Source organism: Streptomyces hygroscopicus subsp. hygroscopicus (assembly GCF_030269125.1).
GTDB lineage: Bacteria > Actinomycetota > Actinomycetes > Streptomycetales > Streptomycetaceae > Streptomyces > Streptomyces hygroscopicus_C.
Genome location: NZ_BSSM01000015.1, coordinates 90,980 through 117,611, shown reverse-complemented (window position 1 = coordinate 117,611; position 26,632 = coordinate 90,980). Strand labels below are relative to the sequence as shown.

Genomic DNA, 26,632 nt, shown 5'->3' with positions numbered 1-26,632 from the left:
CCGCGGTGCCCTGACGGGGGCGCCGCGGCCGTAGTGTTGTACAGGTACACCCAGCCGACGTGAGTGACGGAGAGCGCAGGCCCCCCATGGTGCAGATCAAGACGCCCGAGCAGATCGCCAAGATGCGAGCGGCGGGCCTGGTCGTCGCCGCGATCCACGCGGCCACCCGCGAGGCCGCGGTGCCCGGTGCCTCCACGAAGGACCTGGACGACGTCGCGCGCAAGGTGCTCGCCGAGCACGGCGCCAAGTCGAACTTCCTGGGCTACGGCGGCTTCCCCGCGACCATCTGCACCTCGGTGAACGACGTGGTGGTGCACGGCATCCCGTCCGACGACGTCGTCCTCAAGGACGGCGACATCATCTCCATCGACTGCGGCGCGATCGTGGACGGCTGGCACGGCGACGCGGCGTACACCGCCTTCGTCGGCTCCGGTCACGCCCCGGAGCTGGTCGAGCTGTCCCGGGTGACCGAGGGCTCGATGTGGGCCGGCATCGCGGCGATGAAGGCGGGCAACCGGCTGGTCGACATCTCCCGGGCGATCGAGACGTACATCCGCCGGCAGCCGAAGCCGGGCGGCGGGCGCTACGGGATCATCGAGGACTACGGCGGCCACGGCATCGGCACCGAGATGCACATGGACCCGCACCTGCTGAACTACGTCGAGCGGCGCCGGGGCAAGGGCCCGAAGCTGGTGCCGGGCTTCTGCCTCGCGATCGAGCCGATGGTCTCGCTCGGCACGCCCAGGACCGAGGTCCTGGAGGACGACTGGACGGTCATCACGACCGACGGTACGTGGTCCTCGCACTGGGAGCACTCGGTCGCGCTGACCGAGGAGGGCCCGCTGGTGCTGACGGCCGTCGACGGCGGCAAGGCGAAGCTGGCGGAGTTCGGCGTGACGGCCGCTCCCGACCCCCTCGCCTAGGTGAACAGAGCTCGCATAGTGGTCGCCTCCGGGGGGAAGACTCCCTCGATTCGCGTTTCGGGTCCGCCCGACGTAGACTGACTCGTCGGCTCTCGTGCACCCGCATGTCCGCATGCGCCCGTAAGGGAAGCGGGAGAGTCGATCAAGGTAGTCGATTCGAAGGGCGAAGCGTGGCCAAGAAGCAAGGTGCCATCGAGATCGAGGGCACTGTCGTCGAGTCTCTGCCGAACGCCATGTTCAAGGTCGAGCTCCAGAACGGCCACCAGGTCCTGGCACACATCAGCGGCAAGATGCGTATGCACTACATCCGCATCCTCCCTGACGACCGGGTCGTGGTGGAGCTGTCTCCGTACGACCTGACGCGTGGCCGGATCGTCTACCGGTACAAGTAGATCTTGCCCGCGCCCCGGGCCCGCCCGGTGCGATGGCACTGACCCGGAGAACCTCACCCCATGAAGGTCAAGCCGAGCGTCAAGAAGATCTGCGACAAGTGCAGGGTGATCCGCCGTCACGGCCGGGTCATGGTCATCTGCGAGAACCCGCGCCACAAGCAGCGCCAGGGCTGACGCACGACCACCCCTCTCTGCACCTCTATCGCAGAGTTTTCGCGCGACGCGAGCTGAATTGTTCATACGCAGGACCCGAGCCCACCAGCTCGACACCCCCGGTTCGGAGGCCGGGGACCCGGTTCGTACCTCGTACGGCGGCCGGGAGCCGGTTCTGCGGAAGACCTCCGAAGATTCACCAGGAGCCATTGAATGGCACGCGTTTCCGGTGTTGACATCCCGCGCGAAAAGCGCGTGGAGGTCGCCCTCACCTACGTGTTCGGCATCGGCCGGACCCTCTCGAAGGAGACGCTGGCCGCGACCGGCGTCGACCCGAACACCCGCGTTCGCGACCTCAGCGAAGAGCAGCTGGTCGCCATCCGCGAGTACGTCGACAACAACATCAAGACCGAGGGTGACCTCCGTCGCGAGATCCAGGCCGACATCCGCCGCAAGGTCGAGATCGGCTGCTACCAGGGTCTCCGTCACCGTCGCGGTCTGCCCGTCCGCGGTCAGCGCACCAGCACCAACGCCCGCACCCGCAAGGGCCCGCGTCGCGCCATCGCCGGCAAGAAGAAGCCGGGCAAGAAGTAGTCCGCAGCGGACCTCATTCCACGGTCTTCGCTGTAGGACCGACCACCTCCCTCTAGGAGTTTGTAGATGCCCCCCAAGGGTCGTCAGGGCGCTGCCAAGAAGGTGCGCCGCAAGGAAAAGAAGAACGTCGCTCACGGCCACGCGCACATCAAGAGCACGTTCAACAACACGATCGTCTCGATCACGGACCCCTCGGGCAACGTGATCTCCTGGGCCTCCGCCGGCCACGTCGGCTTCAAGGGCTCCCGGAAGTCCACGCCGTTCGCCGCGCAGATGGCCGCCGAGTCGGCTGCCCGCCGCGCCCAGGAGCACGGCATGCGCAAGGTCGACGTGTTCGTCAAGGGCCCGGGTTCCGGCCGTGAGACCGCGATCCGCTCCCTCCAGGCCACGGGCCTCGAGGTCGGCTCCATCCAGGACGTCACCCCGACCCCGCACAACGGCTGCCGCCCGCCGAAGCGCCGCCGCGTCTGACGCACAGCGCTCCACCGGTTTCGCGGTTCCGGGCGGTACGGCCTCTGTGAGGACGCCGTACCGCCCGTACCCTTGCAGTACAGAGTCGGGCGTCAAATAGCGGGCGCCCCTGACTGAAGGATTCATTCCATGCTGATCGCTCAGCGACCCTCGTTGACCGAAGAGGTCGTCGACGAGTTCCGCTCCCGGTTCGTGATCGAGCCGCTGGAGCCGGGCTTCGGCTACACCCTCGGCAACTCCCTCCGCCGCACCCTCCTGTCCTCGATCCCGGGTGCCGCTGTCACCAGCATCCGGATCGACGGCGTGCTGCACGAGTTCACCACCGTGCCGGGCGTCAAGGAGGACGTCACCGACCTGATCCTCAACATCAAGCAGCTGGTCGTCTCCTCGGAGCACGACGAGCCGGTCGTGATGTACCTGCGCAAGCAGGGCCCGGGTCTGGTCACCGCCGCCGACATCGCGCCCCCGGCCGGTGTCGAGGTGCACAACCCCGACCTCGTCCTCGCCACGCTCAACGGCAAGGGCAAGCTGGAGATGGAGCTGACCGTCGAGCGCGGTCGCGGCTACGTCTCCGCCGTGCAGAACAAGCAGGTGGGCCAGGAGATCGGCCGTATCCCGGTCGACTCCATCTACTCGCCGGTTCTCAAGGTCACGTACAAGGTCGAGGCCACGCGTGTGGAGCAGCGCACCGACTTCGACAAGCTGATCGTGGACGTCGAGACCAAGCAGGCGATGCGTCCGCGTGACGCCATGGCCTCCGCGGGCAAGACGCTGGTCGAGCTGTTCGGTCTCGCGCGCGAGCTGAACATCGACGCCGAGGGCATCGACATGGGTCCGTCCCCGACGGACGCCGCGCTCGCCGCCGACCTGGCGCTGCCGATCGAGGAGCTGGAGCTCACGGTCCGCTCCTACAACTGCCTCAAGCGCGAGGGCATCCACTCCGTGGGTGAGCTCGTGGCTCGCTCCGAGGCCGACCTCCTGGACATCCGCAACTTCGGTGCGAAGTCCATCGACGAGGTCAAGGCGAAGCTGGCCGGCATGGGCCTGGCCCTCAAGGACAGCCCGCCCGGATTCGACCCCACCGCCGCCGCCGACGCCTTCGGCGCCGACGACGACGCGGACGCGGGCTTCGTGGAGACCGAGCAGTACTGATCCGGTACTGGACGTGTTCCACCCTCCGGGGGTCCCACGGGACCCCCGGATCTCCGACAGACAACCGTCTGCTCGGATACTGACCCCGGTACCTGATACGGCCGGGGCAGACACACAGGAGAAGAACCATGCCGAAGCCCACCAAGGGTGCCCGTCTGGGCGGCAGCGCCGCGCACGAGAAGCTGCTCCTCGCGAACCTCGCGAAGAGCCTCTTCGAGCACGGCCGCATCACCACCACCGAGGCGAAGGCCCGCCGCCTGCGCCCGTACGCCGAGCGTCTGGTCACCAAGGCGAAGAAGGGCGACCTTCACAACCGCCGCCAGGTGCTCCAGGTCATCACGGACAAGAGCATCGTGCACACGCTCTTCACCGAGATCGGCCCGCGGTACGAGAACCGTCCCGGTGGCTACACCCGCATCACCAAGATCGGTAACCGCCGTGGCGACAACGCGCCCATGGCCGTGATCGAGCTGGTCGAGGCGCTGACGGTGCAGCAGAAGGCCGTGGGCGAGGCCGAGGCCGCGACCAAGCGCGCCGTCAAGGAGGCCGAGGAGGCCCCTGCCGCCGAGGCCGCCGCCGAGGAGTCGAAGGACGCGTAAGCGTTCTGCCCCTTCAGGGCGTCGCGGGCCCGCCCCTTTGCGGGGGCGGGCCCGCTTTTCTGTACCCGAGAGGATCTCTGTGTGAGTGACGAAGCACTGCCCGGCCATGTACGCGTCCGCCTCGACCTGTCGTACGACGGCGCCGGTTTCCACGGCTGGGCCAAGCAGGCCGGCGGCAAGCGGACCGTGCAGGGGGAGATCGAGGACGCCCTGCGGACGGTGACGCGGTCGAAGGAGACGTACGAGCTGACCGTGGCCGGGCGCACCGACGCCGGGGTGCACGCGCGCGGACAGGTGGCACATGTCGACCTGCCGGTGGAACTGTGGGCGGAGCACCGCGAGAAGCTGCTCAAGCGGCTCGCCGGGCGGCTGCCGAAGGACGTGCGGATCTGGCGGGTGGCCGAGGCGCCGGAGGGGTTCAACGCCCGGTTCTCGGCGATCTGGCGGCGGTACGCGTACCGGGTCACCGACAACCCCGGCGGTGTGGACCCGCTGCTGCGGGGCCATGTGCTGTGGCACGACTGGCCGCTCGACGTGGACGCCATGAACGAGGCCGCGCGGGCGCTGCTCGGCGAGCACGACTTCGCCGCGTACTGCAAGAAGCGCGAGGGCGCGACCACCATCCGCACGCTCCAGGACCTGAGCCTGGTGCGCGGCGCGGACGGGGTGATCACGGCGACGGTCCGGGCCGACGCGTTCTGCCACAACATGGTGCGCTCGCTGATCGGCGCCCTGCTGTTCGTCGGCGACGGGCACCGCGGCCCCGAGTGGCCCGGGAAGGTGCTGGCCGCCGGGGTGCGCGACTCCGCCGTGCACGTGGTGCGGCCGCACGGGCTGACCCTCGAAGAGGTCGGCTACCCCGCCGACGAGCTGCTGGCCGCCCGTAACAAGGAGGCCCGCAACAAGCGCTCGCTGCCGTCGGCGGGGTGCTGCTGAGCTACTGGTTCGCGGCCGCCGACGCCTGGGCCTGGCCGCGGCGGTGGATCTGCTGGAAGGTGAACTCCGCCACGTCGTCGCCGGCGCGGAAGACCAGGGTGTCCTTGGTGGTGACGTTCTTGCCGGTGGTGAAGCCGGCGAGGGTGAAATAGGCGTAGCGACCGTAGGCGTTGCGGGTCGAGCGGCAGGTGGCGCCGTCGCAGAAGGCCGCGACGCCCTTGCCGGGCAGCGCCCGCACGATGCTGTGGTCGTCGGTCTGCTTGCGGGCCTTCGCGGCCTGGGCCTCGGTGTCGAACAGGGCGACGCCGACGGTGACCGCGATGTCGCCGTTGGTGTACGTGGCGCGCATCACGCGGGTGCAGCCGTCGGCGGCGAGGATCTTGGGCAGGGAGCCGCCGGTCGCCGTGGCGCAGCTCGTGGTGTCGCCGGTGGCGCCCTTCTCGTACACCGTGCCGCCCATCGTCAGCCGGGTGCCCGGGAACAGGGTCGCGGGGCTCAGCGGGGCGGTGTCCTTCTCGGCGCTGGATATGAACTCCTTCGGGTCCAGCGGTGGCGGCGCGCTGGTGGGCGCGAAGGACGGCGCCGTCGGGGAGCTGTCGGGCAGGGAGACGCTGGGCGCCTGGGTGGGGTGCCCGGAGGCGTCGTTCCGGCCGTTCGCGGAGACGACGGCCAGGGCGACCGCCGCGCCGACGGCGACCGTGGCGAGCACGCCGCCGCCGATGAACAGCAGCTTGCGCCGCTTGCCGCGGGTCTCCGAGGCCTCCGCGAGCGCGGCCCAGTCGGGTGTCCCCTCGTCGCCGCCGCCGCTCCAGGGCTGCTGAGGCTGCTGGGGCTGCTGTGATTGCGGTTTCCAGGGATCCCACTGAGACTGGGGTCCCCCCTGCCCGTAACTCATGGGGCGCATCTTAGACGCGGGGGATCACGGGCGAGTACCGTGCGGCGGCCCGCCGGGGGTCCGCCTCGTTTTGACCCGTCCGGGGGCCGCCGGGTAACCTGCTTCTTCGTTGTGTATTGGCTTGCTCATTCTCACGGGACGGGCCCTTACACCGGTCCACCGGGCCGATGACCAGCGATCAGCACGCGGTTTGCGTCACCGCGGTGCGGTCGAGGCTGTCGTGATCGTTTCGGTGACCTGTTCAGGACCATTCACTCGAAGCGAAGGCTACGAACCGTGCGTACGTACAGCCCCAAGCCCGGCGATGTGACGCGCCAGTGGCACGTCATCGACGCTCAGGACGTTGTCCTGGGCCGTCTCGCCACCACCGCTGCGACCCTCCTCCGGGGCAAGCACAAGCCGATCTACGCGCCGCACGTCGACGCTGGTGACTTCGTCATCATCATCAACGCCGACAAGGTGCACCTGTCCGGCAACAAGCGGACCCAGAAGATGGCGTACCGCCACTCCGGCTACCCGGGTGGTCTGCGCTCCGTCCGCTACGACGACCTTCTGGCCAACAACCCCGAGAAGGCCGTCGAGAAGGCCGTCAAGGGCATGCTCCCCAAGAACTCCCTGGGCCGTCAGATGCTCTCGAAGCTGAAGGTCTACAAGGGTGACCAGCACCCGCACGCTGCCCAGCAGCCGGTGCCGTTCGAGATCACCCAGGTCGCGCAGTAAGTCCGGCCACCCCCTAAGACTGAAGAGAATCTGAGGAGAATCGTGGCCGAGACCACTGCCGAGCAGCCGCTCGAAGAGCTTGACATCGACAGCTACACCACCGAGTCCGAGGTCCCCGTCGAGGGCGAGTACACCTCCGAGTCGATGGCCTCCCGCTTCGGCGAGCCCCAGCCGGCCGCCGGCCTGGGCCGCCGCAAGAACGCCATTGCCCGCGTCCGGATCGTTCCGGGCACCGGCAAGTGGAAGATCAACGGCCGCACCCTCGAGGACTACTTCCCGAACAAGGTGCACCAGCAGGAGGTCAACGAGCCCTTCAAGGTGCTCGAGCTCGAGGGCCGTTACGACGTCATCGCCCGCATCGCCGGTGGCGGTGTCTCCGGCCAGGCCGGTGCGCTCCGTCTCGGTGTCGCCCGTGCGCTGAACGAGGCGGACGTCGACAACAACCGTGGTGCCCTGAAGAAGGCCGGCTTCCTGCGCCGCGACGACCGCGCGGTCGAGCGGAAGAAGGCCGGTCTGAAGAAGGCCCGCAAGGCTCCGCAGTACAGCAAGCGCTAAACAGCAGGAGCTGCCTGCTCGTACTCCGAACGCCCCGGCGGCACGCCACATGTGCCGTCGGGGCGTTCGTTTATCTCAGCCAAGGGCGTATAACGACACAAGACGCTCAAAGGCTTGTGTGACCGGATGGCGAGGCGCCCCCCCATCGACGCGGCGCCCGTCCGTTGTACGCCATCGACGCTTCCTCAGGAGGACAAGTGGGACGACTCTTCGGCACGGACGGCGTGCGCGGTGTCGCCAACGCGGATCTGACCGCGGAGATGGCCCTCGGCCTCTCCGTGGCCGCGGCGCATGTGCTGGCCGAGGCGGGGACCTTCGCGGGCCACCGGCCGAAGGCCGTGGTCGGGCGGGATCCGCGCGCGTCCGGGGAGTTCCTGGAGGCCGCCGTGGTCGCGGGCCTGGCGAGCGCGGGCGTGGACGTCCTGCGGGTCGGTGTGCTGCCGACGCCCGCGGTGGCCCACCTCACCGGCGCGCTCGGCGCGGACCTCGGCGTGATGCTGTCCGCGAGCCACAACGCCATGCCGGACAACGGCATCAAGTTCTTCGCCCGCGGCGGCCACAAGCTCGCCGACGACCTGGAGGACCGGATCGAGGCGGTCTACGAGTCCCACCGGCACGGCGAGCCGTGGGAGCGGCCGACGGGCGCCGGGGTGGGCCGCGTGCGGTCCTACGACGAGGGCTTCGAGCAGTACGTCGGCCATCTGATGTCGGTGCTGCCCAACCGGCTCGACGGGCTGAAGATCGTCCTGGACGAGGCGCACGGCGCGGCCTCGGGGGTCTCGCCGGAGGCGTTCACCCGGGCCGGCGCGCAGGTCGTCACGATCGGCGCGGAGCCGGACGGCCTGAACATCAACGACGGCTGCGGCTCGACGCATCTCGGTCAGCTGAAGGCGGCCGTGGTCGAGCACGGCGCGGATCTCGGCATCGCGCACGACGGTGACGCCGACCGGTGCCTCGCGGTGGACCACACCGGCGAGGAGGTCGACGGCGACCAGATCCTCTCCGTGCTGGCGCTGGCGATGCGGGAGCGTTCCGCGCTGCGGGCCGACACCGTGGTGGCGACCGTGATGTCCAACCTCGGCTTCAAGCTGGCGATGGAGAGGGCCGGGATCCGGCTGGTGCAGACGGCGGTCGGGGACCGGTACGTGCTGGAGGAGATGAAGCGGCACGGGTTCGCGCTCGGCGGCGAGCAGTCCGGGCACGTGATCATCCTCGACCACGCGACGACGGGTGACGGCACGCTGACCGGTCTGCTGCTGGCGGCGCGGGTCGCGCAGAGCGGGCGCAGTCTGCGGGAACTGGCGTCCGTGATGGAGCGGTTGCCGCAGGTCCTCGTCAACGTGCCGGACGTGGACAAGTCGCGGGTGCGCACGTCCGCCGACCTCGCCGCCGCGGTTTCCGAGGCCGAGCGTGAACTGGGTGGGACGGGGCGGGTGTTGCTGCGCCCGTCCGGTACCGAGCCACTGGTGCGGGTGATGGTCGAGGCCGCGGACATCGAGCAGGCGCGGTCGGTGGCGGGGCGTCTTGCCGATGCGGTGAAGGCGGCGCTGGGATAGTCCCTGGGCCCGGAGAGGGGGACTGTGCGCCGCGGACCGCGGAACCGTGGTTGTCCGCGCGGTTCCCCGTGCCCCCCGGGGGGCACGACGGTCCCGGGCGGCTAACCGCGCTGCCGCTGCCGCTGCCAGAAGTACTTCTGCGCCAGCAGCGTGAGCGTCCCCGCCAGGATGATGCCCAGCAGGTTGAGCAGGAGCTGGTCGGTCGAGCCCAGGGTCTGGGTCGTGTCGCCGTAGGCGAGGGCGACCGCCGCGTTGGCGGCGGCCGGGACCGTGGTGACCGAGATGGCCACGCCCACCAGGGCACCGGACTTCGCGGAGGTCAGGGAGAGGGTGCCGGCCACGCCCGCCAGCAGCGCCACGATGAACGAGAAGGCGTCCGGGGCGTAGACGAACGCGGTGTTGGGGCGCCTGCCCTCCAGGGCGGAGCGGTGGAACAGGCCGAGGGCGTCCATGAACAGGGTGAAGCCGACCGTCACCGCCATCGCCACCGCGAAGCCCACGAGCAGCGCGGTCAGCGAGCGCAGCGCCAGGCGCGGATGGCGCCGGACCACGGCCGTGGAGATGCCGGCCAGCGGGCCGAACTCGGGTCCCACGGCCATCGCGCCGACGATCAGGATGGCGTTGTCCAGCACCACACCGCAGGCCGCGATCATCGTGGCCAGCGTGATGAAGGCGACGTAGGTGACCGACAGGGTCGACTCCTCGTGGGTGGCCTCGGTCAGGCCCTCCCACAGCACCGCGTCCGCGCCCTCGCCCGGGGCCTCCTGCTCCGCCTCGTCGGCGCGCCGGGACAGCGACAGGTCGATGTTCTCCACGGCGATGGAGCCGCTGCTGTCCAGGCCCAGGCGCCGGAGCCCGGCGATGAGCGTGTCGCCCGCCTCGCGCGCGACGTCGCACATCACCAGGTCACCGGCCGGCTCGCGGGCGGCCCCCGGTATCACCGCGAGGTGGGTGGTGCCGATCGTTGCTTCGATCAGCCGCACCACCTCGTCGGTCTGGTCGGCCGGGGTGATCAGGCGCAGATGCAGCATGGCGCCTTTCTAGCAGGTGCGCTCCGCCCTACAGCTTGCGCAGGCGCAGCCGTTGCACCTTGTGGTCCGGGCCCTTCCTGAGGATCAGGGTGGCGCGGCCGCGGGTGGGGGCGATGTTCTCGGTGAGGTTGGGTTTGTTGATGGTGCGCCACAGGGTGCGGGCGTAGTCGAGGGCCTCGTCCTCGGAGACCTGGGTGTACTTGCGGAAGTACGAGTCGGGGTCCTGGAAGGCCGTCTGGCGCAGTTTGCGGAAGCGGTCGAGGTACCAGCGCTCGATGTCCTCGGCGCTCGCGTCGACGTACACGCTGAAGTCGAAGTAGTCGGCGAGGCCGACCCGGGTGCGGCCGTCCTTGCCGGGCAGGGCGGGCTGGAGGACGTTCAGGCCCTCCACGATCAGGATGTCGGGGCGGCGGACCGTGAGCTTCTGGTCCGGGACGATGTCGTAGATGAGGTGGGAGTAGACCGGCGCCGTCACCTCGCTCTTGCCGGCCTTGATGTCGGCGACGAAGCGGGTCAGCGCCCGGCGGTCGTAGGACTCGGGGAAGCCCTTGCGCGACATCAGGCCGCGGGCCTCCAACTCCTCGGTGGGCAGCAGGAAGCCGTCGGTGGTGACCAGCTCCACGTGCGGGTGCTCGGGCCAGCGGGACAGCAGGGCCTGAAGGAGACGGGCGACGGTGGACTTGCCGACGGCGACGGAGCCGGCGACGCCTATGACGAACGGCGTGCCGGACTGGGAGCCCTGCTCGCCGAGGAAGGTGTTCAGCGCGCCTCTGAGGGCGTCGGTCGCGCCGACGTAGAGGTTGAGCAGGCGCGACAGCGGGAGGTAGATGTCGCGCACCTCGTCCAGGTCGATCACATCGCCCAGACCGCGCAGCTTCTCCACCTCCTCGGCGGTGAGCGGCAGCGGCGTCTTGTCGCGCAGCGCGCTCCACTCGGCGCGGGTGAGGTCGACGTAGGGAGTCGCCTCCGGCCTGTGCCGGTGGGCGCTCCGGGGCATCGAGGGGACCGGTGAGATCACATTCCATTGTTAACGGAGTTTGAACGGGGTGGCGGGGTGGGGTACGTCACGCGTTCGGTGGCGTGCGTCACGCGGTCTCTCCCCACCCCGCCCGGGGTCCCTGGATGTCGCCTCAGGTGTTGATCAGCGACACCTGGCGGGAGTTCTGCAGGACGCTGCCGAACTGCGGGACGGCGTTGAGTATCTCCATCCCGACCTGGCCGGGCTTGAACAGCTGGGCGCCCGTCGTCCCGATCCGCCGCCGGCCGTCCGCCGCGGTGCCGGAGGGCAGCACGGTCACGGTGCCGTCGCCGTTGTCCGCCCACGGGGTGCCGGCGATCAGGTCGGCGCCGCCGTCGCGGTCGAGGTCGGTGAGCAGCACGGCCGTACCGAAGTTGCCGAACGGCTCGCCGGGGACGCCGTGGTTGCCCTGGTAGAAGTACTGCGGCGCGGCACTGGTGTCGACGCCCGACTTCGAGCCGTAGAGCACGGTGACGGTGCCCATGTTGTAGTACATGTGCCCCCACAGCCGCATGTTCTCCTGCGGGGCGCCGATGGCGAGGTCGAGCAGTCCGTCACCGTCGACGTCGCCGAGGGCCACCGACTGGCCGAACTTGTCCCAGCTCTCGGAGTCGCCGGGGACGGTGCCCGACTCCTGGGTGATGGTCTGGGTGCGGCTGGAGGGGCCCGAGGCGGAGCCGTAGGTGACGACGACCTTGCCGCCGATGGGGCCGTCGGCGGTGTTCCGGCCCCAGTAGACGCCGGTGACGATGTCGCCGCGGCCGTCGCCGTCGAGGTCGCCGATGGCGCCGGCGACGCCGCCGGGCATCTTCCTGGCGGTGGTGGTCGAGGGCCCGGTGGCGGTGCCCGGCACGTAGTAGTTGACGTTGTAGTACGTGCCGTCGGCGCCCTTGGTGGGGTTGAGGCCGTTGACCACCAGGTCGGCGCGGCCGTCGCCGTTGACGTCCCCGGCGGTGAGGTTGGTGATCCCGGCCTCCGGCGCGGCGCGCAGCGGCAGGGAGCGGGTGGCGACGGCTCCGGCCTTGCCGCCGCGGGAGATGCCCTTGCGGAAGGTGTAGAGGGTGTTCCCGTTGGTGCCGACGGCCAGGTCGGTGCGGCCGTCGCCGTCGAAGTCGCCGGCCGCGAGCGAGGCGCCGAAGCGGTCGTGGGCGGCCGGGGCCGGGTCGGGGACCGTGGAGGCCGAGGTCAGGCCCTTCGCGGAGCCCCACATGATCTGCACCAGGCCGCCGTTGACGTCCGTGCCCACGTCCTCCAGCGGGGTGCCGACGGCGAGGTCGGTGTAGCCGTCGTGGTCGAAGTCGCCCGCGGTGGTCGCGGCGCCGAACAGGTCCCCGTTCTCGGCCGAGTCCGGCACCCAGGACGTGTCCTGGGTGATGGTGGTGCGCCGGTCGGCGGAGACGCCCTGGGCGGACCCGTAGAGGACGGCGACCGCGCCCACCCGCCACTTGCCGTTCAGCCGGGCGGCCGGGGCGGTGACGGCGAAGTCGCCGTACCCGTCGCCGTTGAAGTCGGTCAAGGGCTGCTTCGTGGCCGTCACGCCCGACCCGGCCGCGGCGGCGGGCCCGGTCAGCCCGGCGGTGAGGCCCCCGGCCAGGGCCGCGGCGACGGCCGTGGCCAGGAGGGTGCGATGTCTACGCTTCACCTGTGTGTCTCCCGTTGTTCGCTTACGGCGTTCAGCCGGTAGACCTCCGACCGGGTCGCACGGTTGTGCGGGAGAGTGGATGTGCTCTGAACGGGCCCAGGATTTCCGAATTCGGGCACGCGGCGCCACTTTTGACGGGGGAACGGCCCGTAGGCTGCGGCTCATGTGCGGAATCGTGGGATACGTAGGGTCGCAGTCGGCGCTCGACGTCGTGATGGCCGGGCTGAAGCGGCTGGAGTACCGGGGGTACGACTCGGCGGGCGTCGCCCTGCTGGCGGACGGCGGTCTGGCCGCCGCGAAGAAGGCGGGAAAACTGGTCAACCTGGAGAAGGAACTGGTCGAACGGCCGCTGCCGGCCGGCTCGACGGGCATCGGACACACCCGCTGGGCCACCCATGGCGGCCCCACGGACGACAACGCGCACCCGCACCTGGACAACGCGGGCCGGGTCGCCGTCGTCCACAACGGCATCATCGAGAACTTCGCGGTGCTGCGGGCCGAGCTGGCCGAGCGCGGCCATGACCTGAACTCCGAGACGGACACCGAGGTCGTCGCCCATCTGCTGGCCGAGGAGTACTCGGCGACCGGCGACCTCGCCGAGTCGATGCGGCTGGTGTGCCGGCGTCTGGAGGGCGCGTTCACGCTGGTCGCGGTGCACGCGGACGCCCCGGACGTGGTGGTCGGCGCGCGTCGCAACTCCCCGCTGGTGGTCGGCGTCGGCGAGGGCGAGGCGTTCCTCGCCTCGGACGTCGCCGCGTTCATCGCCCACACCCGCTCGGCGATCGAGCTGGGCCAGGACGAGGTGGTGGAGCTGCGCCGCGACGGCGTGACCGTGACCGGCTTCGACGGCCGCCCCGCGGAGACGCGGTCCTACCACGTGGACTGGGACGCCTCGGCCGCCGAGAAGGACGGCTACGACTACTTCATGCTCAAGGAGATCGCCGAGCAGCCCAAGGCGGTCGCCGACACCCTGCTCGGCCGGATCGACCCGTCCGGCTCGCTCACCCTGGACGAGCTGCGGATCACCCCCTCCGACCTGCGTGAGATCGACAAGGTCGTGATCGTGGCGTGCGGTACGGCCTTCCACGCGGGCCTGATCGCCAAGTACGCCATCGAACACTGGACGCGCATCCCCTGCGAGGTGGAGCTGGCCAGCGAGTTCCGTTACCGGGACCCGATCCTGGGCGGCCGCTCCCTGGTGATCGCGATCTCCCAGTCCGGCGAGACGATGGACACCCTGATGGCGCTGCGGCACGCCCGTGAACAGGGCTCCAAGGTGCTCGCCATCTGCAACACCAACGGCTCCACCATTCCGCGCGAGTCCGACGCGGTGCTGTACACGCACGCGGGTCCCGAGGTCGCGGTCGCCTCCACCAAGGCGTTCCTGACCCAGCTGGTCGCCTGCTACCTGGTCGCCCTGTACCTGGGCCAGGTGCGCGGCACCAAGTGGGGCGACGAGATCCACTCGGTGATCAGGGACCTGTCGCGGATCTCGGTCGAGGTCGAGCGCGTCCTGGAGACCATGGAGCCGGTACGGGCGCTGGCCCGCACGCTGGCCACCAAGGACACGGTGCTCTTCCTGGGCCGGCACGTGGGCTACCCGGTCGCCCTCGAAGGCGCGCTCAAGCTCAAGGAACTCGCCTACATGCACGCCGAGGGCTTCGCGGCGGGCGAGCTGAAGCACGGGCCGATCGCGCTGATCGAGGAGGACATGCCGGTGGTGGTCGTCGTACCGTCGCCGCGCGGCCGCTCGGTGCTGCACGACAAGATCGTCTCCAACATCCAGGAGATCCGGGCGCGCGGGGCGCGCACCATCGTGATCGCCGAGGAGGGGGACGAGGCGGTCGTCCCGTACGCCGACCACCTCATCCGCATCCCGGTCACGCCGACCCTGCTCCAGCCGGTGGTGGCCACGGTGCCGCTCCAGGTCTTCGCCTGCGAGCTGGCCGCCGCGCGGGGCAACGAGGTGGACCAGCCCCGGAACCTGGCGAAGTCGGTGACCGTGGAGTAACGCACCCGGCCGGGCGCGCTGTCCGCACAGCGCGCCTAGTGGACCGAGAAGCCTCCGTCGACGCGGATCGACTGGCCCGTGACGTAGGCGGAGGCACGGCTCGCGAGGAAGACGGCGGCGCCCGCGAAGTCCTCGGCGAGGCCGTTGCGCCCGGTCATGGTGCGCGCGGCCAGCGCCGCGACCTTCTCCGGATCGGCGGACAGGCGGGCGTTGAGCGGGGTCATCACGAAGCCCGGCACCAGGGTGTTGCAGGTGACGCCGTACGGCGACCACGCCTCCGCCTGCGAGCGGGCGAGCGACTCCAGCGCGCCCTTGGAGACGCCGTACGCGCCGCTGCCCACGAAGGCGCGGTGCGCCTGCTGGGAGCTGATGTGGATGATCCGGCCGAAGCCGCGCTCGGCCATCCCGGGCCCGAACCGCTGTCCCAGCAGGAACGGCGCCTCCAGGTTCACGGCCATGGTGGCGTCCCAGACGTCCTCGTCCAGCTCGTCCATCGGGGGCCGCAGGTTGATCCCGGCCGAGTTCACGAGGATGTCCGGCTCCCCGAACACGCCCGCCGCCTCCTCGGCCGCGGCGCGCACGCCCCGCCGGCTGCCGAGGTCCCCGGCGACCCAGGCCACCCGGCATCCGTCCGCCGTCAGTTCGGCGGCGGTGGCCGCGAGTTGCTCCTCGCCCCGGGCCACGGCCACCACGCTCGCCCCGGCCCGCGCCAGTGCCCCCGCGATGCCCCGGCCGATGCCGGAACTGCCCCCGGTGACCACGGCGACGCGGCCGTCGAGCGAGAACAGGTCGGTGAGGTAGGTCTGCTGGGGCGTGGTCTGCGGGGACGCGGCGCTGTTCATGGCCGCAGCGTAGAGGGCGCCCGGGGACCGGATGTCTAGGGTGCTGCCCATGAGCATCATCGGAGTCGGGATCGACGTGGCGGAGATCGACCGCTTCCGGGCGTCCCTGGAGCGGACCCCCCAGCTGGCCGACCGGCTTTTCGTGGCGGGGGAGTTGCTGCTGCCCAGCGGGGAGCGGCGCGGGATCGCGTCGCTGGCGGTGCGGTTCGCGGCGAAGGAGGCGCTGGCCAAGGCGCTCGGGGCACCGCCGGGGCTGCTGTGGACGGACGCCGAGGTGTACGTCGAGGACAGCGGGCGGCCGCGGCTGCGGGTGCGCGGCACGGTCGCCGCGCGCGCCGCCGAACTGGGGGTGCGCTCCTGGCACGTGTCCCTCAGTCATGACGCGGGCGTGGCCTCCGCCGTGGTGGTCGCCGAGGGCTGAGCGGCCCGGCCCGGGTGTGGGCGGTGGGGGTTACGGGGCAGACTCGGTGCCATGCGGAATGCGTACAGCGTGGAGACGGTGCGGGCGGCCGAGCGGGCCCTGATGGCGCGGCTGCCCGAGGGAGCGCTGATGCAGCGGGCGGCGGCCGGCCTGAGCGCCGCCTGCGCCGACCTGCTGGGCCGGGTGTACGGCAGCCGGGTGGTCCTGCTGATCGGCAGCGGCGACAACGGCGGGGACGCCCTGTACGCGGGCGCCCGGCTGGCGCGACGGGGGGCCGGAGTGACGGCCGTCCTCCTCGCACCGGACCGCGCGCACGGCGGGGGACTGGCCGCGCTGCGGCGGGCCGGGGGCGTGAGCGTCGTGCCCGGTTCGGCGGACGGGGCGATCGCGCGGGCCGACCTCGTGGTGGACGGCATCGTCGGTATCGGCGGGCAGGGCGGGCTGCGGCCCGATGCCGCGCGGCTGGTGGAGGCCGTCGAGCGGTCCCGGGCCGCGGTGGTGGCGGTGGACCTGCCCAGCGGCGTCGAGGCGGACACCGGAGAGGTCCGGGGCGCGGCCGTACGGGCGGACCTCACCGTCACGTTCGGCACGCACAAGCCCGGACTCCTGGTCGATCCGGCGCGGGAGTACGCCGGGGTCGTACGGCTCGTGAACATCGGCCTGGAACTGCCTGCCGAGGCCGAGCTGGAGGCGTTGCAGCACGCCGACGTGGCACGGCTGCTGCCGCACCCCGCCGCCGAGAGCGACAAGTACCGGCGGGGCGTGGTCGGCATCGCCGCCGGGTCCGCGCGCTATCCGGGCGCCGCGGTGCTCGCCGTCTCCGGGGCGCTACGCGGTGGCGCCGGGGCCGTGCGCTACGTCGGCCCGGCCGCGGACGCGGTCATCGCCCGCTTCCCCGAGACCCTGGTCTCCGACCGGGGCCCGGCCAAGGCGGGCCGGGTGCAGGCGTGGGTCACCGGACCCGGCGCGGGTGACGACGCGGCGACCGTCGCGGAGGTGCTGGCCGCCGAGGTCCCGGTGCTGCTGGACGCGGACGGGCTGCGGCTCGCCGAACGGGACGCCGTACGAGGGCGGCCGGCGCCCACCCTGATGACGCCGCACGCGGGCGAGGCCGCCGCGCTCCTCGGCGTCCCGCGGGAGGAGGTCGAGGGCGCCCGGCTCGCCGCGGTACGCGAACTGGCCGCGGTCTACCGGGCGACGGTGCTGCTCAAGGGCTCCACCACGCTGGTCGCCGACGCGGCGGGCGGCGCCACCCGGGTGAACGCCACCGGCACCCCGTGGCTGGCCACCGCCGGCAGCGGCGACGTCCTCTCCGGCCTCGGCGGCTCTCTGCTGGCCGCGGGCCTGTCAGCGCTGGACGCGGGCAGTGTGGCCGCGTATCTGCACGGACTGGCGGGGCGGTTCGCGGCGCGGGGGGCCCCGGCGGGTGCGCACGACGTGGCGGAGTGCGTGCCGGAGGCGTGGCGGGACGTGTGGGACTGAGGCGTGGGCGGGGGAGGCCGGGAGCTACCGGTGCGACCTGTCCATCCCGCCGGGCTTCCGTGTCGGCGGCTTCGCCTCCTGGCACACCACCGACCCCTCCCCGGTGAACTGCCCTGCCCGCACGGCCCCGACGCGGCTGCTGGCCACCGTCGACAGCTCCGAGTGGGACGGCGGCAGCCGGCAGCCGGCGGCCGGTGGAGGAGCGGGGGCCGCCCGCCCGCTCGCACACCACCCCGACCGAGGTCACCGTGGGCCGCTCCGGCGAACTACACGTCTTCGCCCGCCCGGTGGACCCCGCCATCCGCACCGCGGAGCATCCAGTGACCACGGCCGCGTCACCCGCGCGGTGGGCCGCTTCCGGCACCGCACCGGGAGCCGGCGGCGCCCTCTGAGAGACTGGGGGCGCCATGACTGAGACTGCACCTGTGCCGACCGCCCCCCTGCGTGCCCGTGCCGAGATCGATCTGGGTGCCCTGCGGGCCAATGTGCGGACCCTGCGCGCCCGTGTGGGGGACGCGGCCGTGATGGCCGTCGTCAAGGCCGACGGATACGGCCACGGCGCGCTCCCCTGTGCCCGCGCGGCCGTCGAGGCCGGGGCCACCTGGCTCGGCACCGCCACGCCCGAGGAGGCCCTCGCGCTGCGCGCGGCCGGGCTGACCCAGCGCGTGCTGTGCTGGCTGTGGGTGCCCGGCGGGCCCTGGCGGCAGGCGATCGAGGCCGACATCGACGTGTCGGTCAGCGGGATGTGGGCGCTGGACGAGGTCACCGCGGCCGCCCGCGCCGCCGGGCGGCCCGCGCGCGTCCAGCTCAAGGCCGACACCGGGCTCGGCCGCAACGGCTGCCAGCCCGGCGCCGACTGGGCGGAGCTGGTCGCCGCCGCGCTGCGCGCCGAGGGCGACGGCCTGGTCCGGGTCACCGGCCTGTGGTCGCACTTCGCCTGCGCCGACGAGCCCGGCCATCCCTCCATCACCGCCCAGCTCACCCGCTTCCGGGAGATGGTGGCGTACGCCGAGGAGCAGGGGGTGCGCCCCGAGGTGCGGCACATCGCCAACTCGCCGGCCACGCTCACCCTGCCCGAGACCCACTTCGACCTGGTCCGTCCCGGTATCGCCATGTACGGCCTGTCGCCCAGCCCCGAACTCGGCACCCCGGCGGACTTCGGCCTGCGCCCGGTGATGACGCTCAGCGCCTCGCTCGCGCTGGTCAAGCACGTGCCGGGCGGGCACGGCGTCAGTTACGGCCACCACTACGTCACCCCCGGCGCCACCACTCTCGGCCTCGTCCCGCTCGGCTACGGCGACGGCATCCCGCGGCACGCCTCCGGCGCCGGGCCGGTCCTGGTCGACGGCAAGTGGCGGACGGCCGCCGGACGGGTCGCCATGGACCAGTTCGTGGTGGACCTCAGCGGCGACGAACCCCCGGTCGGCGCCGAGGCCGTGCTCTTCGGACCCGGCGACCGGGGCGAGCCCACCGCCGAGGACTGGGCGGCGGCCTGCGGCACGATCGCCTACGAGATCGTCACCCGCATCGGGACCCGGGTGCCGCGCGTCTACGTCAACGAGGAGGAGCGCGGGTAACTCGTCCGAGTCCCTCCGAAATCACGTGTAACAACGGTCACATCCGCGCCCCCGGTTCACCCGTCTCGGCGAACATCGGTACGGCGAGCCGGCAACGGGTCGGCACGACGGCGAGGAGGAGCGGCACGTGAGCGACAGCAGGGCGGCGGACGCCGTGACGGACGCCGCCGCCTCCGCCGCGGGGGCGGCCGGGAGCTGGCGCAGGGCGACCGGCATCGCCGGTGCCGCGATAGGCGTCCTCGCCGCGGGGGCGGCGGCCGGCGTCGCCGTGGAGCGGATGACGGTGGGCCGCGCGGTGCGCCGCAAGGCACGCCTGGCGCTGGACTCCGCGGGGCCCTACGGCACCCTGCGCGGCACCCCGGGCAAGGCGTACGCCGACGACGGCACCGAGCTGTACTACGAGGTCGACGAGGTCGAGCCGGACACGGGCGCGCCGCCCTCCCCGCGCAGGCGCAGGCTCTTCGGCCGCAAGGCGCCCGTCCCGGCCACCGTCGTCTTCTGCCACGGCTACTGCCTCAACCAGGACTCCTGGCACTTCCAGCGGGCGGCCCTGCGGGGGGTCGTGCGCACCGTGCACTGGGACCAGCGCAGCCACGGCCGCTCCGCGCGGGGCGTGGCGCAGCGGGACGGGGAGCCGCTCACCATCGACCAGCTCGGCCGCGACCTGAAGGCGGTCATCGACGCCGCCGTGCCCGAGGGGCCGATCGTGCTGGTCGGCCACTCCATGGGCGGGATGACCATCATGGCGCTCGCCGCCGAGTACCCGGAGCTGATCGAGGAGCGGGTGGTCGCCACCGCGTTCGTCGGCACCTCCTCGGGGCGGCTCGGCGAGGTGAACTTCGGGCTGCCGGTGGCCGGCGTCAACGCGATACGCCGGATCCTGCCCGGCGTGCTTAGGGCGCTCGGGCAGCAGGCGGAACTGGTGGAGAAGGGGCGCCGGGCCACGGCGGAGCTGTTCGCCGGGATCATCAAGCGGTACTCGTTCGGCGGGCGGGACGTCGACCCGGCGGTGGAGCGGTTCGCCGAGCGGATGATCGAGTCCACGCCGATCGACGTGGTCGCCGAGTTCTACCCGGCCTTCACCGACCACGACAAGACGGCCGCGCTGGCCCGCTTCCGGCACATGCCGGTGCTGGTGCTGGCGGGTGTGCGGGACCTGGTGACGCCGAGCGCGCACAGCGAGGCGATAGCCGACGAGCTGCCCGACGCCGAGCTGGTGCTGGTACCGGACGCGGGGCATCTGGTGATGCTGGAGCACCCGGAAGTGGTCACCGACCGGCTCGCCGACCTGCTGACCCGCGCGGGCGCCGTGCCCGCAGGGGCTACGGTTAGTGCCTATGGAACGTCCAGCAGCAGCACCGTACGACCCCGCTGAGCACGACCCCGCCGAGACCCGGCTGACGATCACCTCGCCCGAGCAGATGCGCGAGCTGGGCCGGCGCCTCGCCAAGCTGCTGCGCGCCGGTGACCTGGTGATGCTCTCCGGGGAACTGGGCGCCGGCAAGACCACGCTGACCCGGGGGCTCGGGGAGGGGCTCGGGGTGCGCGGCGCGGTCACCTCGCCGACCTTCGTGATCGCCCGGGTGCACCCCTCCCTCGGTGACGGCCCGCCGCTCGTGCACGTGGACGCGTACCGGCTCGGGGGCGGCCTCGACGAGATGGAGGACCTGGACCTCGACGTCTCGCTGTCCGACTCGGTGGTCGTCGTGGAGTGGGGCGAGGGCAAGGTCGAGGAGTTGACCGAGGACCGGCTCCAGCTCGTCATCCACCGCGCCGTCGGCGACACCACGGACGAGGTGCGGCACGTGACCGTCACCGGGCTCGGCGAGCGCTGGGCCGAGGCGGGCCTGGAGACCCTCACGGCCTGAACCGCCGGTTCCCGACAGGCCGTCGGCACGATGTTGCGCGGTCTCCCGGGGCGTGGTGCCATGGTGTCCAGCCCGTAGTCCAGGTGAGTCCGGGTATGTCTCACTACGTCGCCCCCGCACCCGAGGAGGCGTCCATGACCGCTTCTCGTCCTCCGGAGCGGCCCCGGCCGTCCGGCCCGGTGCCCATGCGCGACCTCCTGGCGGCGTGCGCCGCCGCGGCGGCGATCTCCCGCCCGCCCCGGCCCCCGGAGCCCCGTGCCCCCCGGCGGAACGAGGGCCCGCGACAGGCCGCCTGACGCCTTCGGCGGTGTCGGGAAGCCCGGAAACCGGGAAGAACTCCGCGGCGGGGCGGACCCCGGCCGGAGCGGTCCCGCGGCCGTTCCTCCCGGGCGGAACCCTCAGCGGATCACGATCACCCGCTCGCCGATGGTCGCGAACTTCCACATCGCGTCGCCGTCGGGGCGGGTCTCGCGGATGCCGCCGGTCCTGGCGCCCGCGTCGGCGTCCGGGACGGCGTCGCTGGTCACCGGGGCGCTGAAGCCGATGGTGACGCCGTCCACCGTGGTGAAGCGGACCACGTGCTCGATCGGGATGCCGTCGGTGCCGGTGACCGCGTGGGAGCGGGAGGTGACCCAGTACGTGCCGGTGGGCGGGTCCACGGTGCCGGGCCGGACCGTGAAGGTGCGCAGGACCCGGTCGCCGGCGCCGACCAGCCAGACCCGGTCGTCGTCCACCGAGTACACGACCCGTTCACCCTTGCCGGAGCCGCTCGGCAGCGCGGTCGGGTGACGCCGGTCGCGGGGCGCCTTGGTGGCCTGTCCGCCGGGCGATCCGTTCACCCCGGGGCGGCCGCCGAGGTCCGCCGGTGCGGTCGCGTGCGCCTCGTAGGCCAGGAAGCCGACCACGCCGACGGCCGCCGCGGTGAGGCCGGCCACGACTCCCGAGCTGGTCCCTGTCACCCGCGCCCTCCTCCGTCATGCGTCATATGTCGTACTTCGTACAGACCGTAGCAGCCGGTGACCGTCGGCCCCGGGCGGCCGTGCACGAGGCGCGGGCGCCGTAGGCTGTTCGCGTGCTCTTGCTCGCTCTGGATACCGCAACACCCGCCGTCACCGTCGCGCTGCACGACGGCACGGACGTCATCGCCTCGTCGAAACAGGTGGACGCGCGCCGGCACGGGGAGCTGCTGCTGCCGGCCGTCGACCGGGTCCTGACCGAGGCCGGCCTGAAGCTGGAGGCGGTCACCGGGATCGTCGTCGGCACCGGGCCCGGCCCCTACACCGGGCTGCGGGTCGGTCTGATGACCGCCGACACCTTCGGCCTGGCGCTCGGCGTCCCCGTGTACGGCGTGTGCACCCTGGACGGCCTCGCCTACGCCGCCGACATCGAGAAGGGCCCCTTCGTCGTGGCGACCGACGCCCGGCGCAAGGAGGTCTACTGGGCGACGTACGCCGACTCCCGCACCCGGCTGACCGGCCCGGCCGTCGACCGGCCGGCCGAGATCGCCGAGAAGGTCGCCGGGCTCCCGGCGGTCGGCGCGGGCGCCCTGCTCTACCCGGACACGTTCCCGCGCGCCCACGAGCCCGAGCACGTGTCCGCCGCCGCGCTGGCCGCGCTCGCCGCGGAGCGGCTCGCCGCGGGCGAGGAACTGCCCGCGCCCCGGCCGCTGTACCTGCGCCGCCCGGACGCCCAGGTCCCCAAGAACTACAAGGTGGTCACCCCGAAGTGACCGTGGAACTGCGCGAGATGCGCTGGTGGGACATCGATCCGGTCCTGGAGCTGGAGAAGGACCTGTTCCCGGAGGACGCCTGGTCCCGGGGCATGTTCTGGTCCGAGCTGGCCCACTCCCGGGGCCCCGCGGCCACCCGCCGCTATGTCGTGGCCGAGGACGGCACCGGCCGGATCGCCGGCTACGCGGGCCTCGCCGCCTCCGGCGACCTGGCCGACGTCCAGACCATCGCCGTCGCCCGCGACCAGCAGGGTTCGGGCCTCGGCGGACGGTTGCTGACCGACCTGCTGCGGGCCGCCACCGCGTTCGAGTGCCGCGAGGTGATGCTCGAATGCCGGGTGGACAACGTGCGCGCGCAGAAGCTCTACGAGCGTTTCGGCTTCGCCCCCATCGGGTTCAGACGCGGCTACTACCAGCCGGGGAACGTGGATGCCCTGGTGATGCGCCTGACCGACCCTTCCGCATCTGTTCAAGGAACCGAGATCAATGGCTGACGAACCCCTCGTCCTCGGCATCGAGACCTCCTGCGACGAGACCGGCGTCGGCATCGTGCGCGGCACCACCCTGCTGGCCGACGCCGTCGCCTCCAGCGTGGACGAGCACGCCCGCTTCGGCGGCGTCGTCCCCGAGGTGGCGTCCCGGGCCCATCTGGAAGCGATGGTCCCGACCATCGAGCGCGCCCTGAAGGAGGCCGGGGTCGGCGCCAAGGACCTCGACGGCATCTCGGTGACCGCCGGTCCCGGCCTCGCGGGCGCCCTGCTCGTCGGCGTCTCCGCCGCCAAGGCCTACGCCTACGCGCTGGGCAAGCCCCTCTACGGCGTCAACCACCTCGCCTCCCACATCTGCGTGGACCAGCTGGAGCACGGCCCGCTGCCCGAGCCGACGATGGCGCTGCTGGTCTCCGGCGGCCACTCCTCGCTGCTGCTGTCCTCGGACATCACCGCCGACGTGCGGCCGATGGGCGCGACCATCGACGACGCGGCCGGCGAGGCCTTCGACAAGATCGCCCGGGTGCTGAACCTGGGCTTCCCCGGCGGTCCGGTCATCGACCGGTACGCGAAGGAGGGCGACCCGGAGGCGATCAGCTTCCCGCGCGGTCTGACCGGCCCGCGCGACCCGGCGTACGACTTCTCCTTCTCCGGCCTGAAGACCGCCGTGGCCCGCTGGATCGAGGCCAAGCGCGCGGCCGGCGAGGAGGTCCCGGTGCGCGACGTGGCCGCGTCCTTCCAGGAGGCCGTGGTGGACGTGCTCACCCGCAAGGCCGTGCGCGCCTGCAAGGACGAGGGCGTCGACCACCTGATGATCGGCGGCGGTGTCGCGGCGAACTCCCGGCTGCGCGCCCTCGCCCAGGAGCGCTGCGAGGCGGCCGGCATCCGGCTGCGGGTGCCGCGCCCCAAGCTGTGCACGGACAACGGCGCGATGGTGGCCGCGCTCGGCGCCGAGATGGTCGCGCGGGGCCGGGCCGCCTCCGGCTGGGACCTGTCGGCCGACTCCTCCCTGCCGGTCACCGACCCGCATGTGCCGGGTGACCACGACCATGTGCACGAGGTCGGCGAGGGGAACCTGTACCCGTGAGCCTCGCGCTGATGTGGGAGGCGCGCGCCGCGGAGGGCCGGGGCGAGGAGCTGCTCGCCTGGGCCCGCGCACAGCGGCTGGACCCGGCGCCGTCGCGGCGCGAGACCTTCCGCGCGCCGCAGGACCGGGTGCTGGTCATCACGTGGTGGGAGGCGCCGTACGACGCGGCGGTGCCGGAACTGCCGGAGCCTGAACCAGGGTTGGTCACCCGGGCCGTGCACCGCTGGCGCTTCGAGGCGGTCGCGTCCGAGTAGGGGTTGCCTCGGTCCCCCTCGTTCCGGCGGAGTTTGCGGTCGCCGCCCGCGGCGGTCTATGATCATCACACAGCGAACGGCCGGAAACCCGGTACGAACGCAGTGCGTTGGTGGTCCAAGGAAAGACGTCCCGCTTCCTGCGGGGAGATGCAGGTGCAAGGCCTGCCCGGCGCTCCACTCACACCCCGCCTCCGGTGTTCCGGAGGCGGGGTGTGCGCGTTGCGTGCTGATGTGCCATCAGTCCGAACAGCACCATGAGCAGCACCGCCGAGGAACCGGCCGTGCCCAGGTCGAGCCCGCCCTTGGCGACCGGCTTGGTCAACAGGTCGCCGGCCGTGGCGCCCAGCGGGCGGGTCAGCACGAAGGCGGTCCAGAACAGCAGCACGTTCGGCACGGCCGGCACCCTCGTCAGCGCGACCAGGACCAGCAGCGCCCCGGTCACCAGGGCGGCGCCGCCCGCATAGCCGAGGCCCGAGCTGTCGGAGAGGAAGTCGCCCATCGAGGTGCCGAGCGTGTTGGAGACGAGGATCGCCGTCCAGAACAGGGCCTCGCCCCGGAAGGAGACGATCTCGGTGATCCGGAAGGTCGTCCCGCTGAGCTTCCAGCCGAGGAAGACCAGCAGCAGGACCGAGAGCAGGATCGCGGCGCCCTCCGGGTAGCCGAGACCGAGTCCCTGCGGGCCCCGGCCGAGGCTCGTCTCCCCGGCCGGCAGGTACGCCGGCAGCACGAGCGCGACGACGTCGTCCTGTCCGGCCCCGGCCTGGACGAGGCGCCGTGCGAGCTGTTCCACAGCGGCATCCAACTCCCCGTAGGTCAGGTCGCCTTCGGGTGCGCTGACCGCGATGGCTGAAGGACGGGCGGCGGCGAGCCGGGCGACTTGACCGGAGAGCGTGAACGTCTCAGAGGTGATGGGCAGGGTGTCTGTGCCAGAGGCCGTGTCGGCGTCGGAGAGGCTCAACAGGCCGACCGAACGGTCGGGTTGGTCAGCGATCTCTTCCAGGGTCCGGTGGAGCGCGTCCAGGAGCCGCTCGGGCGACACCATGCCCAGAGCGCCGGAGCGGTGGTCCAGGCGCAGGATGAGTCGGTTGCCGGGCACCACCGAGAAGCTTGCGGCGTAATGGTTGGTATCGTACCCCTGTGCCGAGTCCAGACGCAGGTTCGGTACGAGTGGGGCGATGTCCTCGGGAGTGACCGGTGGGTGCTCCACGACGGCCGCAGTGTCGAAGAGCGGGCCCGCGCCGGTGAGCTGCTGGATGTCGGCGGCCCCGAGTGTGGCAGAGGTCGGTGCGAGCGTGTCGAGCCGCTGCTGTATGCCGGTCAGCAGGTCCCTCCAGCTCCGGTCCGCCCGTATGTGAACGGGCAGCGGCTGGAGTGTGGCCAGGGCGCCGATCCGCCCGTCCGTGTCCGCCGTGCTGGACCCCCACGGTGTTGCCAGGCCCCCGGCGATGATGGTGTCCCGGCCGGTCAGCTGGGCGAGTTGCACTGCCCATGCGCCCTGCACGACGGCGTCGAGCGTGACGCCCAACTCGCCCATGCACACGGTCAGACGCTGGGCGAGGCCCTCACCGGCGTCCTTCATCAGCCGTACCGGGACGGGCAGTTCACCGGCCGATGCGCCAGTTGGGCTCAGCAGCAGCGGGGACGCGTCGGCGAGCACAGTGCGCCAGATCTTCTCGTGTTCAGGGTCTCGAAGCGGCCGATCTCGCTGATCTCGTGTGGCGTTCGGGGACGTGCTCGGGGCGGCGGACCCGGCGTAGTCCTTGAACAGCTCGCGGACCAAGGCGTGCTGGGACCAGCCGTCGCAGACCAGGTGGTGGTGGGTGAGGACCAGGATGTGCCGGTTGTCTCCGGTGCGTACGAGCAGCATGCGCAGCAGCGGGGGCCGGTCCAGGCAGAAGGGCGTCGTGCGCTCGGAGAGGGTCAGGCGTTCGGTCGCGTCGTCCCGCTTGTCGGCGGGCAGGTCCTGCAGGTCGGCCTCCTGCCAGGGAAGGAGTGCCTGCTCCGGCCCGGTGACGCGGGCAACCGGTCCCTGTGAGTCCGCGTGGGCGAAGCCGGTGCGCAGGGTGGGAGTGCGGCGCAGCAGCGCCTCGGCTGCGGAGCGCAGCCTCGCCGCGTCGAGGCGTCCGGTGAGGCGCAGCACCAGCTGCAAGTGGTAGAGCTCCGGCGCGACCGGGCCCCCGCCGTAGAGAAGGGAGACAAGAAGCCCTCGCTGGGCGGGAGTGAGCGGCGATGGCAT

28 protein-coding genes are annotated in these 26,632 nt (G+C 72.0%); 21 read left to right on the top strand and 7 right to left on the bottom strand.

The window, feature by feature from the left end; all coding sequences use genetic code 11:
• Positions 1 to 86: 86 nt before the first annotated feature.
• The 8 genes from map (at position 87) to truA (ending at position 5,220) form a co-directional block, all read left to right on the top strand.
• A complete protein-coding gene (gene map, locus QSK45_RS28805) occupies positions 87 to 923 on the top strand; it encodes a type I methionyl aminopeptidase (RefSeq protein WP_285561905.1) in 837 nt (278 codons plus the stop codon).
• A gap of 170 nt (positions 924 to 1,093) precedes the next feature.
• On the top strand, positions 1,094 to 1,315 hold the full coding sequence (infA, locus tag QSK45_RS28800) for a translation initiation factor IF-1 (RefSeq protein WP_003948620.1): 222 nt from the start codon (positions 1,094 to 1,096) through the stop codon (positions 1,313 to 1,315).
• Between the two features lie 60 nt (positions 1,316 to 1,375).
• Positions 1,376 to 1,489: a 50S ribosomal protein L36 gene (gene rpmJ, locus QSK45_RS28795; RefSeq protein WP_003998809.1), complete on the top strand. Its 114-nt coding sequence runs from the start codon at positions 1,376 to 1,378 to the stop codon at positions 1,487 to 1,489.
• 192 nt (positions 1,490 to 1,681) lie between these two features.
• Positions 1,682 to 2,062 (top strand): 30S ribosomal protein S13, encoded by a 381-nt coding sequence (gene rpsM / locus QSK45_RS28790; protein ID WP_009300593.1) that lies wholly within the window; start codon positions 1,682 to 1,684, stop codon positions 2,060 to 2,062.
• A 66-nt stretch (positions 2,063 to 2,128) separates the two neighbouring features.
• Entirely contained in the window at positions 2,129 to 2,533 is a 405-nt protein-coding gene (gene rpsK / locus QSK45_RS28785; RefSeq protein ID WP_003956432.1) for a 30S ribosomal protein S11, read from the top strand.
• A 129-nt stretch (positions 2,534 to 2,662) separates the two neighbouring features.
• Positions 2,663 to 3,685 (top strand): DNA-directed RNA polymerase subunit alpha, encoded by a 1,023-nt coding sequence (locus QSK45_RS28780; RefSeq protein ID WP_003966937.1) that lies wholly within the window; start codon positions 2,663 to 2,665, stop codon positions 3,683 to 3,685.
• A 128-nt stretch (positions 3,686 to 3,813) separates the two neighbouring features.
• Positions 3,814 to 4,284: a 50S ribosomal protein L17 gene (rplQ, locus tag QSK45_RS28775; protein ID WP_285561817.1), complete on the top strand. Its 471-nt coding sequence runs from the start codon at positions 3,814 to 3,816 to the stop codon at positions 4,282 to 4,284.
• Between the two features lie 81 nt (positions 4,285 to 4,365).
• Positions 4,366 to 5,220, top strand: a complete 855-nt coding sequence (gene truA / locus QSK45_RS28770; RefSeq protein ID WP_285561816.1) for a tRNA pseudouridine(38-40) synthase TruA — start codon at positions 4,366 to 4,368, stop codon at positions 5,218 to 5,220.
• 1 nt (position 5,221) lies between these two features.
• Here the strand turns inward: truA and QSK45_RS28765 are convergent, their stop codons facing one another.
• Positions 5,222 to 6,115, bottom strand: a complete 894-nt coding sequence (locus tag QSK45_RS28765) for a hypothetical protein (protein WP_285561815.1) — start codon at positions 6,113 to 6,115, stop codon at positions 5,222 to 5,224.
• Between the two features lie 276 nt (positions 6,116 to 6,391).
• On the opposite strand from QSK45_RS28765, the gene rplM reads away from it, so the two are divergent.
• The 3 genes from rplM to glmM all read left to right on the top strand — a co-directional run bounded on the left by rplM (position 6,392) and on the right by glmM (position 8,946).
• The gene (gene rplM / locus QSK45_RS28760) at positions 6,392 to 6,835 is read left to right on the top strand and encodes a 50S ribosomal protein L13 (RefSeq protein ID WP_146463583.1); all 444 of its coding nucleotides are present in this window, start codon (positions 6,392 to 6,394) and stop codon (positions 6,833 to 6,835) included.
• A 42-nt stretch (positions 6,836 to 6,877) separates the two neighbouring features.
• Complete coding sequence (gene rpsI / locus QSK45_RS28755) at positions 6,878 to 7,390, top strand: 30S ribosomal protein S9 (protein ID WP_010036632.1); 513 nt, start codon at positions 6,878 to 6,880, stop codon at positions 7,388 to 7,390.
• A 197-nt stretch (positions 7,391 to 7,587) separates the two neighbouring features.
• Complete coding sequence (gene glmM / locus QSK45_RS28750; protein ID WP_285561814.1) at positions 7,588 to 8,946, top strand: phosphoglucosamine mutase; 1,359 nt, start codon at positions 7,588 to 7,590, stop codon at positions 8,944 to 8,946.
• Between the two features lie 101 nt (positions 8,947 to 9,047).
• On the opposite strand, the gene QSK45_RS28745 is transcribed toward glmM, so the two are convergent.
• The 3 genes from QSK45_RS28745 to QSK45_RS28735 form a co-directional block, all read right to left on the bottom strand.
• Positions 9,048 to 9,977 carry a DUF389 domain-containing protein gene (locus tag QSK45_RS28745; RefSeq protein ID WP_285561813.1) on the bottom strand — a complete coding sequence of 310 codons (930 nt, stop codon included), beginning with the start codon at positions 9,975 to 9,977 and terminating at the stop codon, positions 9,048 to 9,050.
• A gap of 28 nt (positions 9,978 to 10,005) precedes the next feature.
• The gene (coaA, locus tag QSK45_RS28740; RefSeq protein WP_285561904.1) at positions 10,006 to 10,974 is read right to left on the bottom strand and encodes a type I pantothenate kinase; all 969 of its coding nucleotides are present in this window, start codon (positions 10,972 to 10,974) and stop codon (positions 10,006 to 10,008) included.
• Positions 10,975 to 11,107: 133 nt separating this feature from the next.
• A complete protein-coding gene (locus QSK45_RS28735) occupies positions 11,108 to 12,637 on the bottom strand; it encodes an FG-GAP-like repeat-containing protein (RefSeq protein ID WP_285561812.1) in 1,530 nt (509 codons plus the stop codon).
• A gap of 163 nt (positions 12,638 to 12,800) precedes the next feature.
• On the opposite strand from QSK45_RS28735, the gene glmS reads away from it, so the two are divergent.
• Positions 12,801 to 14,648: a glutamine--fructose-6-phosphate transaminase (isomerizing) gene (glmS, locus tag QSK45_RS28730; RefSeq protein WP_285561811.1), complete on the top strand. Its 1,848-nt coding sequence runs from the start codon at positions 12,801 to 12,803 to the stop codon at positions 14,646 to 14,648.
• 35 nt (positions 14,649 to 14,683) lie between these two features.
• Here glmS and QSK45_RS28725 read toward each other — a convergent pair whose 3' ends face one another.
• The gene (locus QSK45_RS28725) at positions 14,684 to 15,490 is read right to left on the bottom strand and encodes an SDR family NAD(P)-dependent oxidoreductase (protein WP_285561810.1); all 807 of its coding nucleotides are present in this window, start codon (positions 15,488 to 15,490) and stop codon (positions 14,684 to 14,686) included.
• A 49-nt stretch (positions 15,491 to 15,539) separates the two neighbouring features.
• Between QSK45_RS28725 and QSK45_RS28720 the strand changes: the two genes are divergently transcribed.
• The 5 genes from QSK45_RS28720 to tsaE all read left to right on the top strand — a co-directional run bounded on the left by QSK45_RS28720 (position 15,540) and on the right by tsaE (position 20,838).
• Positions 15,540 to 15,911, top strand: coding sequence for a holo-ACP synthase (locus QSK45_RS28720; protein WP_285561809.1), 372 nt, complete (start codon positions 15,540 to 15,542; stop codon positions 15,909 to 15,911).
• Positions 15,912 to 15,962: 51 nt separating this feature from the next.
• Positions 15,963 to 17,393: an NAD(P)H-hydrate dehydratase gene (locus QSK45_RS28715; protein WP_285561808.1), complete on the top strand. Its 1,431-nt coding sequence runs from the start codon at positions 15,963 to 15,965 to the stop codon at positions 17,391 to 17,393.
• 407 nt (positions 17,394 to 17,800) lie between these two features.
• The gene (gene alr, locus QSK45_RS28705; RefSeq protein ID WP_285561807.1) at positions 17,801 to 18,970 is read left to right on the top strand and encodes an alanine racemase; all 1,170 of its coding nucleotides are present in this window, start codon (positions 17,801 to 17,803) and stop codon (positions 18,968 to 18,970) included.
• Positions 18,971 to 19,097: 127 nt separating this feature from the next.
• The gene (locus QSK45_RS28700) at positions 19,098 to 20,345 is read left to right on the top strand and encodes an alpha/beta fold hydrolase (RefSeq protein ID WP_285561806.1); all 1,248 of its coding nucleotides are present in this window, start codon (positions 19,098 to 19,100) and stop codon (positions 20,343 to 20,345) included.
• Positions 20,308 to 20,838: a tRNA (adenosine(37)-N6)-threonylcarbamoyltransferase complex ATPase subunit type 1 TsaE gene (tsaE, locus tag QSK45_RS28695; protein WP_285561805.1), complete on the top strand. Its 531-nt coding sequence runs from the start codon at positions 20,308 to 20,310 to the stop codon at positions 20,836 to 20,838. Before QSK45_RS28700 ends, tsaE begins: the two co-directional genes overlap by 38 nt.
• A 398-nt stretch (positions 20,839 to 21,236) precedes the next feature.
• Here tsaE and QSK45_RS28690 read toward each other — a convergent pair whose 3' ends face one another.
• Positions 21,237 to 21,797 (bottom strand): hypothetical protein, encoded by a 561-nt coding sequence (locus QSK45_RS28690; RefSeq protein ID WP_285561804.1) that lies wholly within the window; start codon positions 21,795 to 21,797, stop codon positions 21,237 to 21,239.
• Positions 21,798 to 21,910: 113 nt separating this feature from the next.
• On the opposite strand from QSK45_RS28690, the gene tsaB reads away from it, so the two are divergent.
• From tsaB to QSK45_RS28670, 4 genes are read left to right on the top strand one after another with little or no spacing between them, the layout of a single operon-like run.
• Positions 21,911 to 22,567 carry a tRNA (adenosine(37)-N6)-threonylcarbamoyltransferase complex dimerization subunit type 1 TsaB gene (tsaB, locus tag QSK45_RS28685; RefSeq protein ID WP_285561803.1) on the top strand — a complete coding sequence of 219 codons (657 nt, stop codon included), beginning with the start codon at positions 21,911 to 21,913 and terminating at the stop codon, positions 22,565 to 22,567.
• 17 nt (positions 22,568 to 22,584) lie between these two features.
• A complete protein-coding gene (gene rimI, locus QSK45_RS28680; protein WP_285561903.1) occupies positions 22,585 to 23,061 on the top strand; it encodes a ribosomal protein S18-alanine N-acetyltransferase in 477 nt (158 codons plus the stop codon).
• Positions 23,054 to 24,142: a tRNA (adenosine(37)-N6)-threonylcarbamoyltransferase complex transferase subunit TsaD gene (gene tsaD, locus QSK45_RS28675; RefSeq protein ID WP_285561802.1), complete on the top strand. Its 1,089-nt coding sequence runs from the start codon at positions 23,054 to 23,056 to the stop codon at positions 24,140 to 24,142. Before rimI ends, tsaD begins: the two co-directional genes overlap by 8 nt.
• Positions 24,139 to 24,396, top strand: a complete 258-nt coding sequence (locus QSK45_RS28670; protein ID WP_285561801.1) for a hypothetical protein — start codon at positions 24,139 to 24,141, stop codon at positions 24,394 to 24,396. Before tsaD ends, QSK45_RS28670 begins: the two co-directional genes overlap by 4 nt.
• Positions 24,397 to 24,574: 178 nt before the next feature.
• On the opposite strand, the gene QSK45_RS28665 is transcribed toward QSK45_RS28670, so the two are convergent.
• On the bottom strand, positions 24,575 to 26,632 hold the full coding sequence (locus tag QSK45_RS28665; RefSeq protein ID WP_285561800.1) for a condensation domain-containing protein: 2,058 nt from the start codon (positions 26,630 to 26,632) through the stop codon (positions 24,575 to 24,577).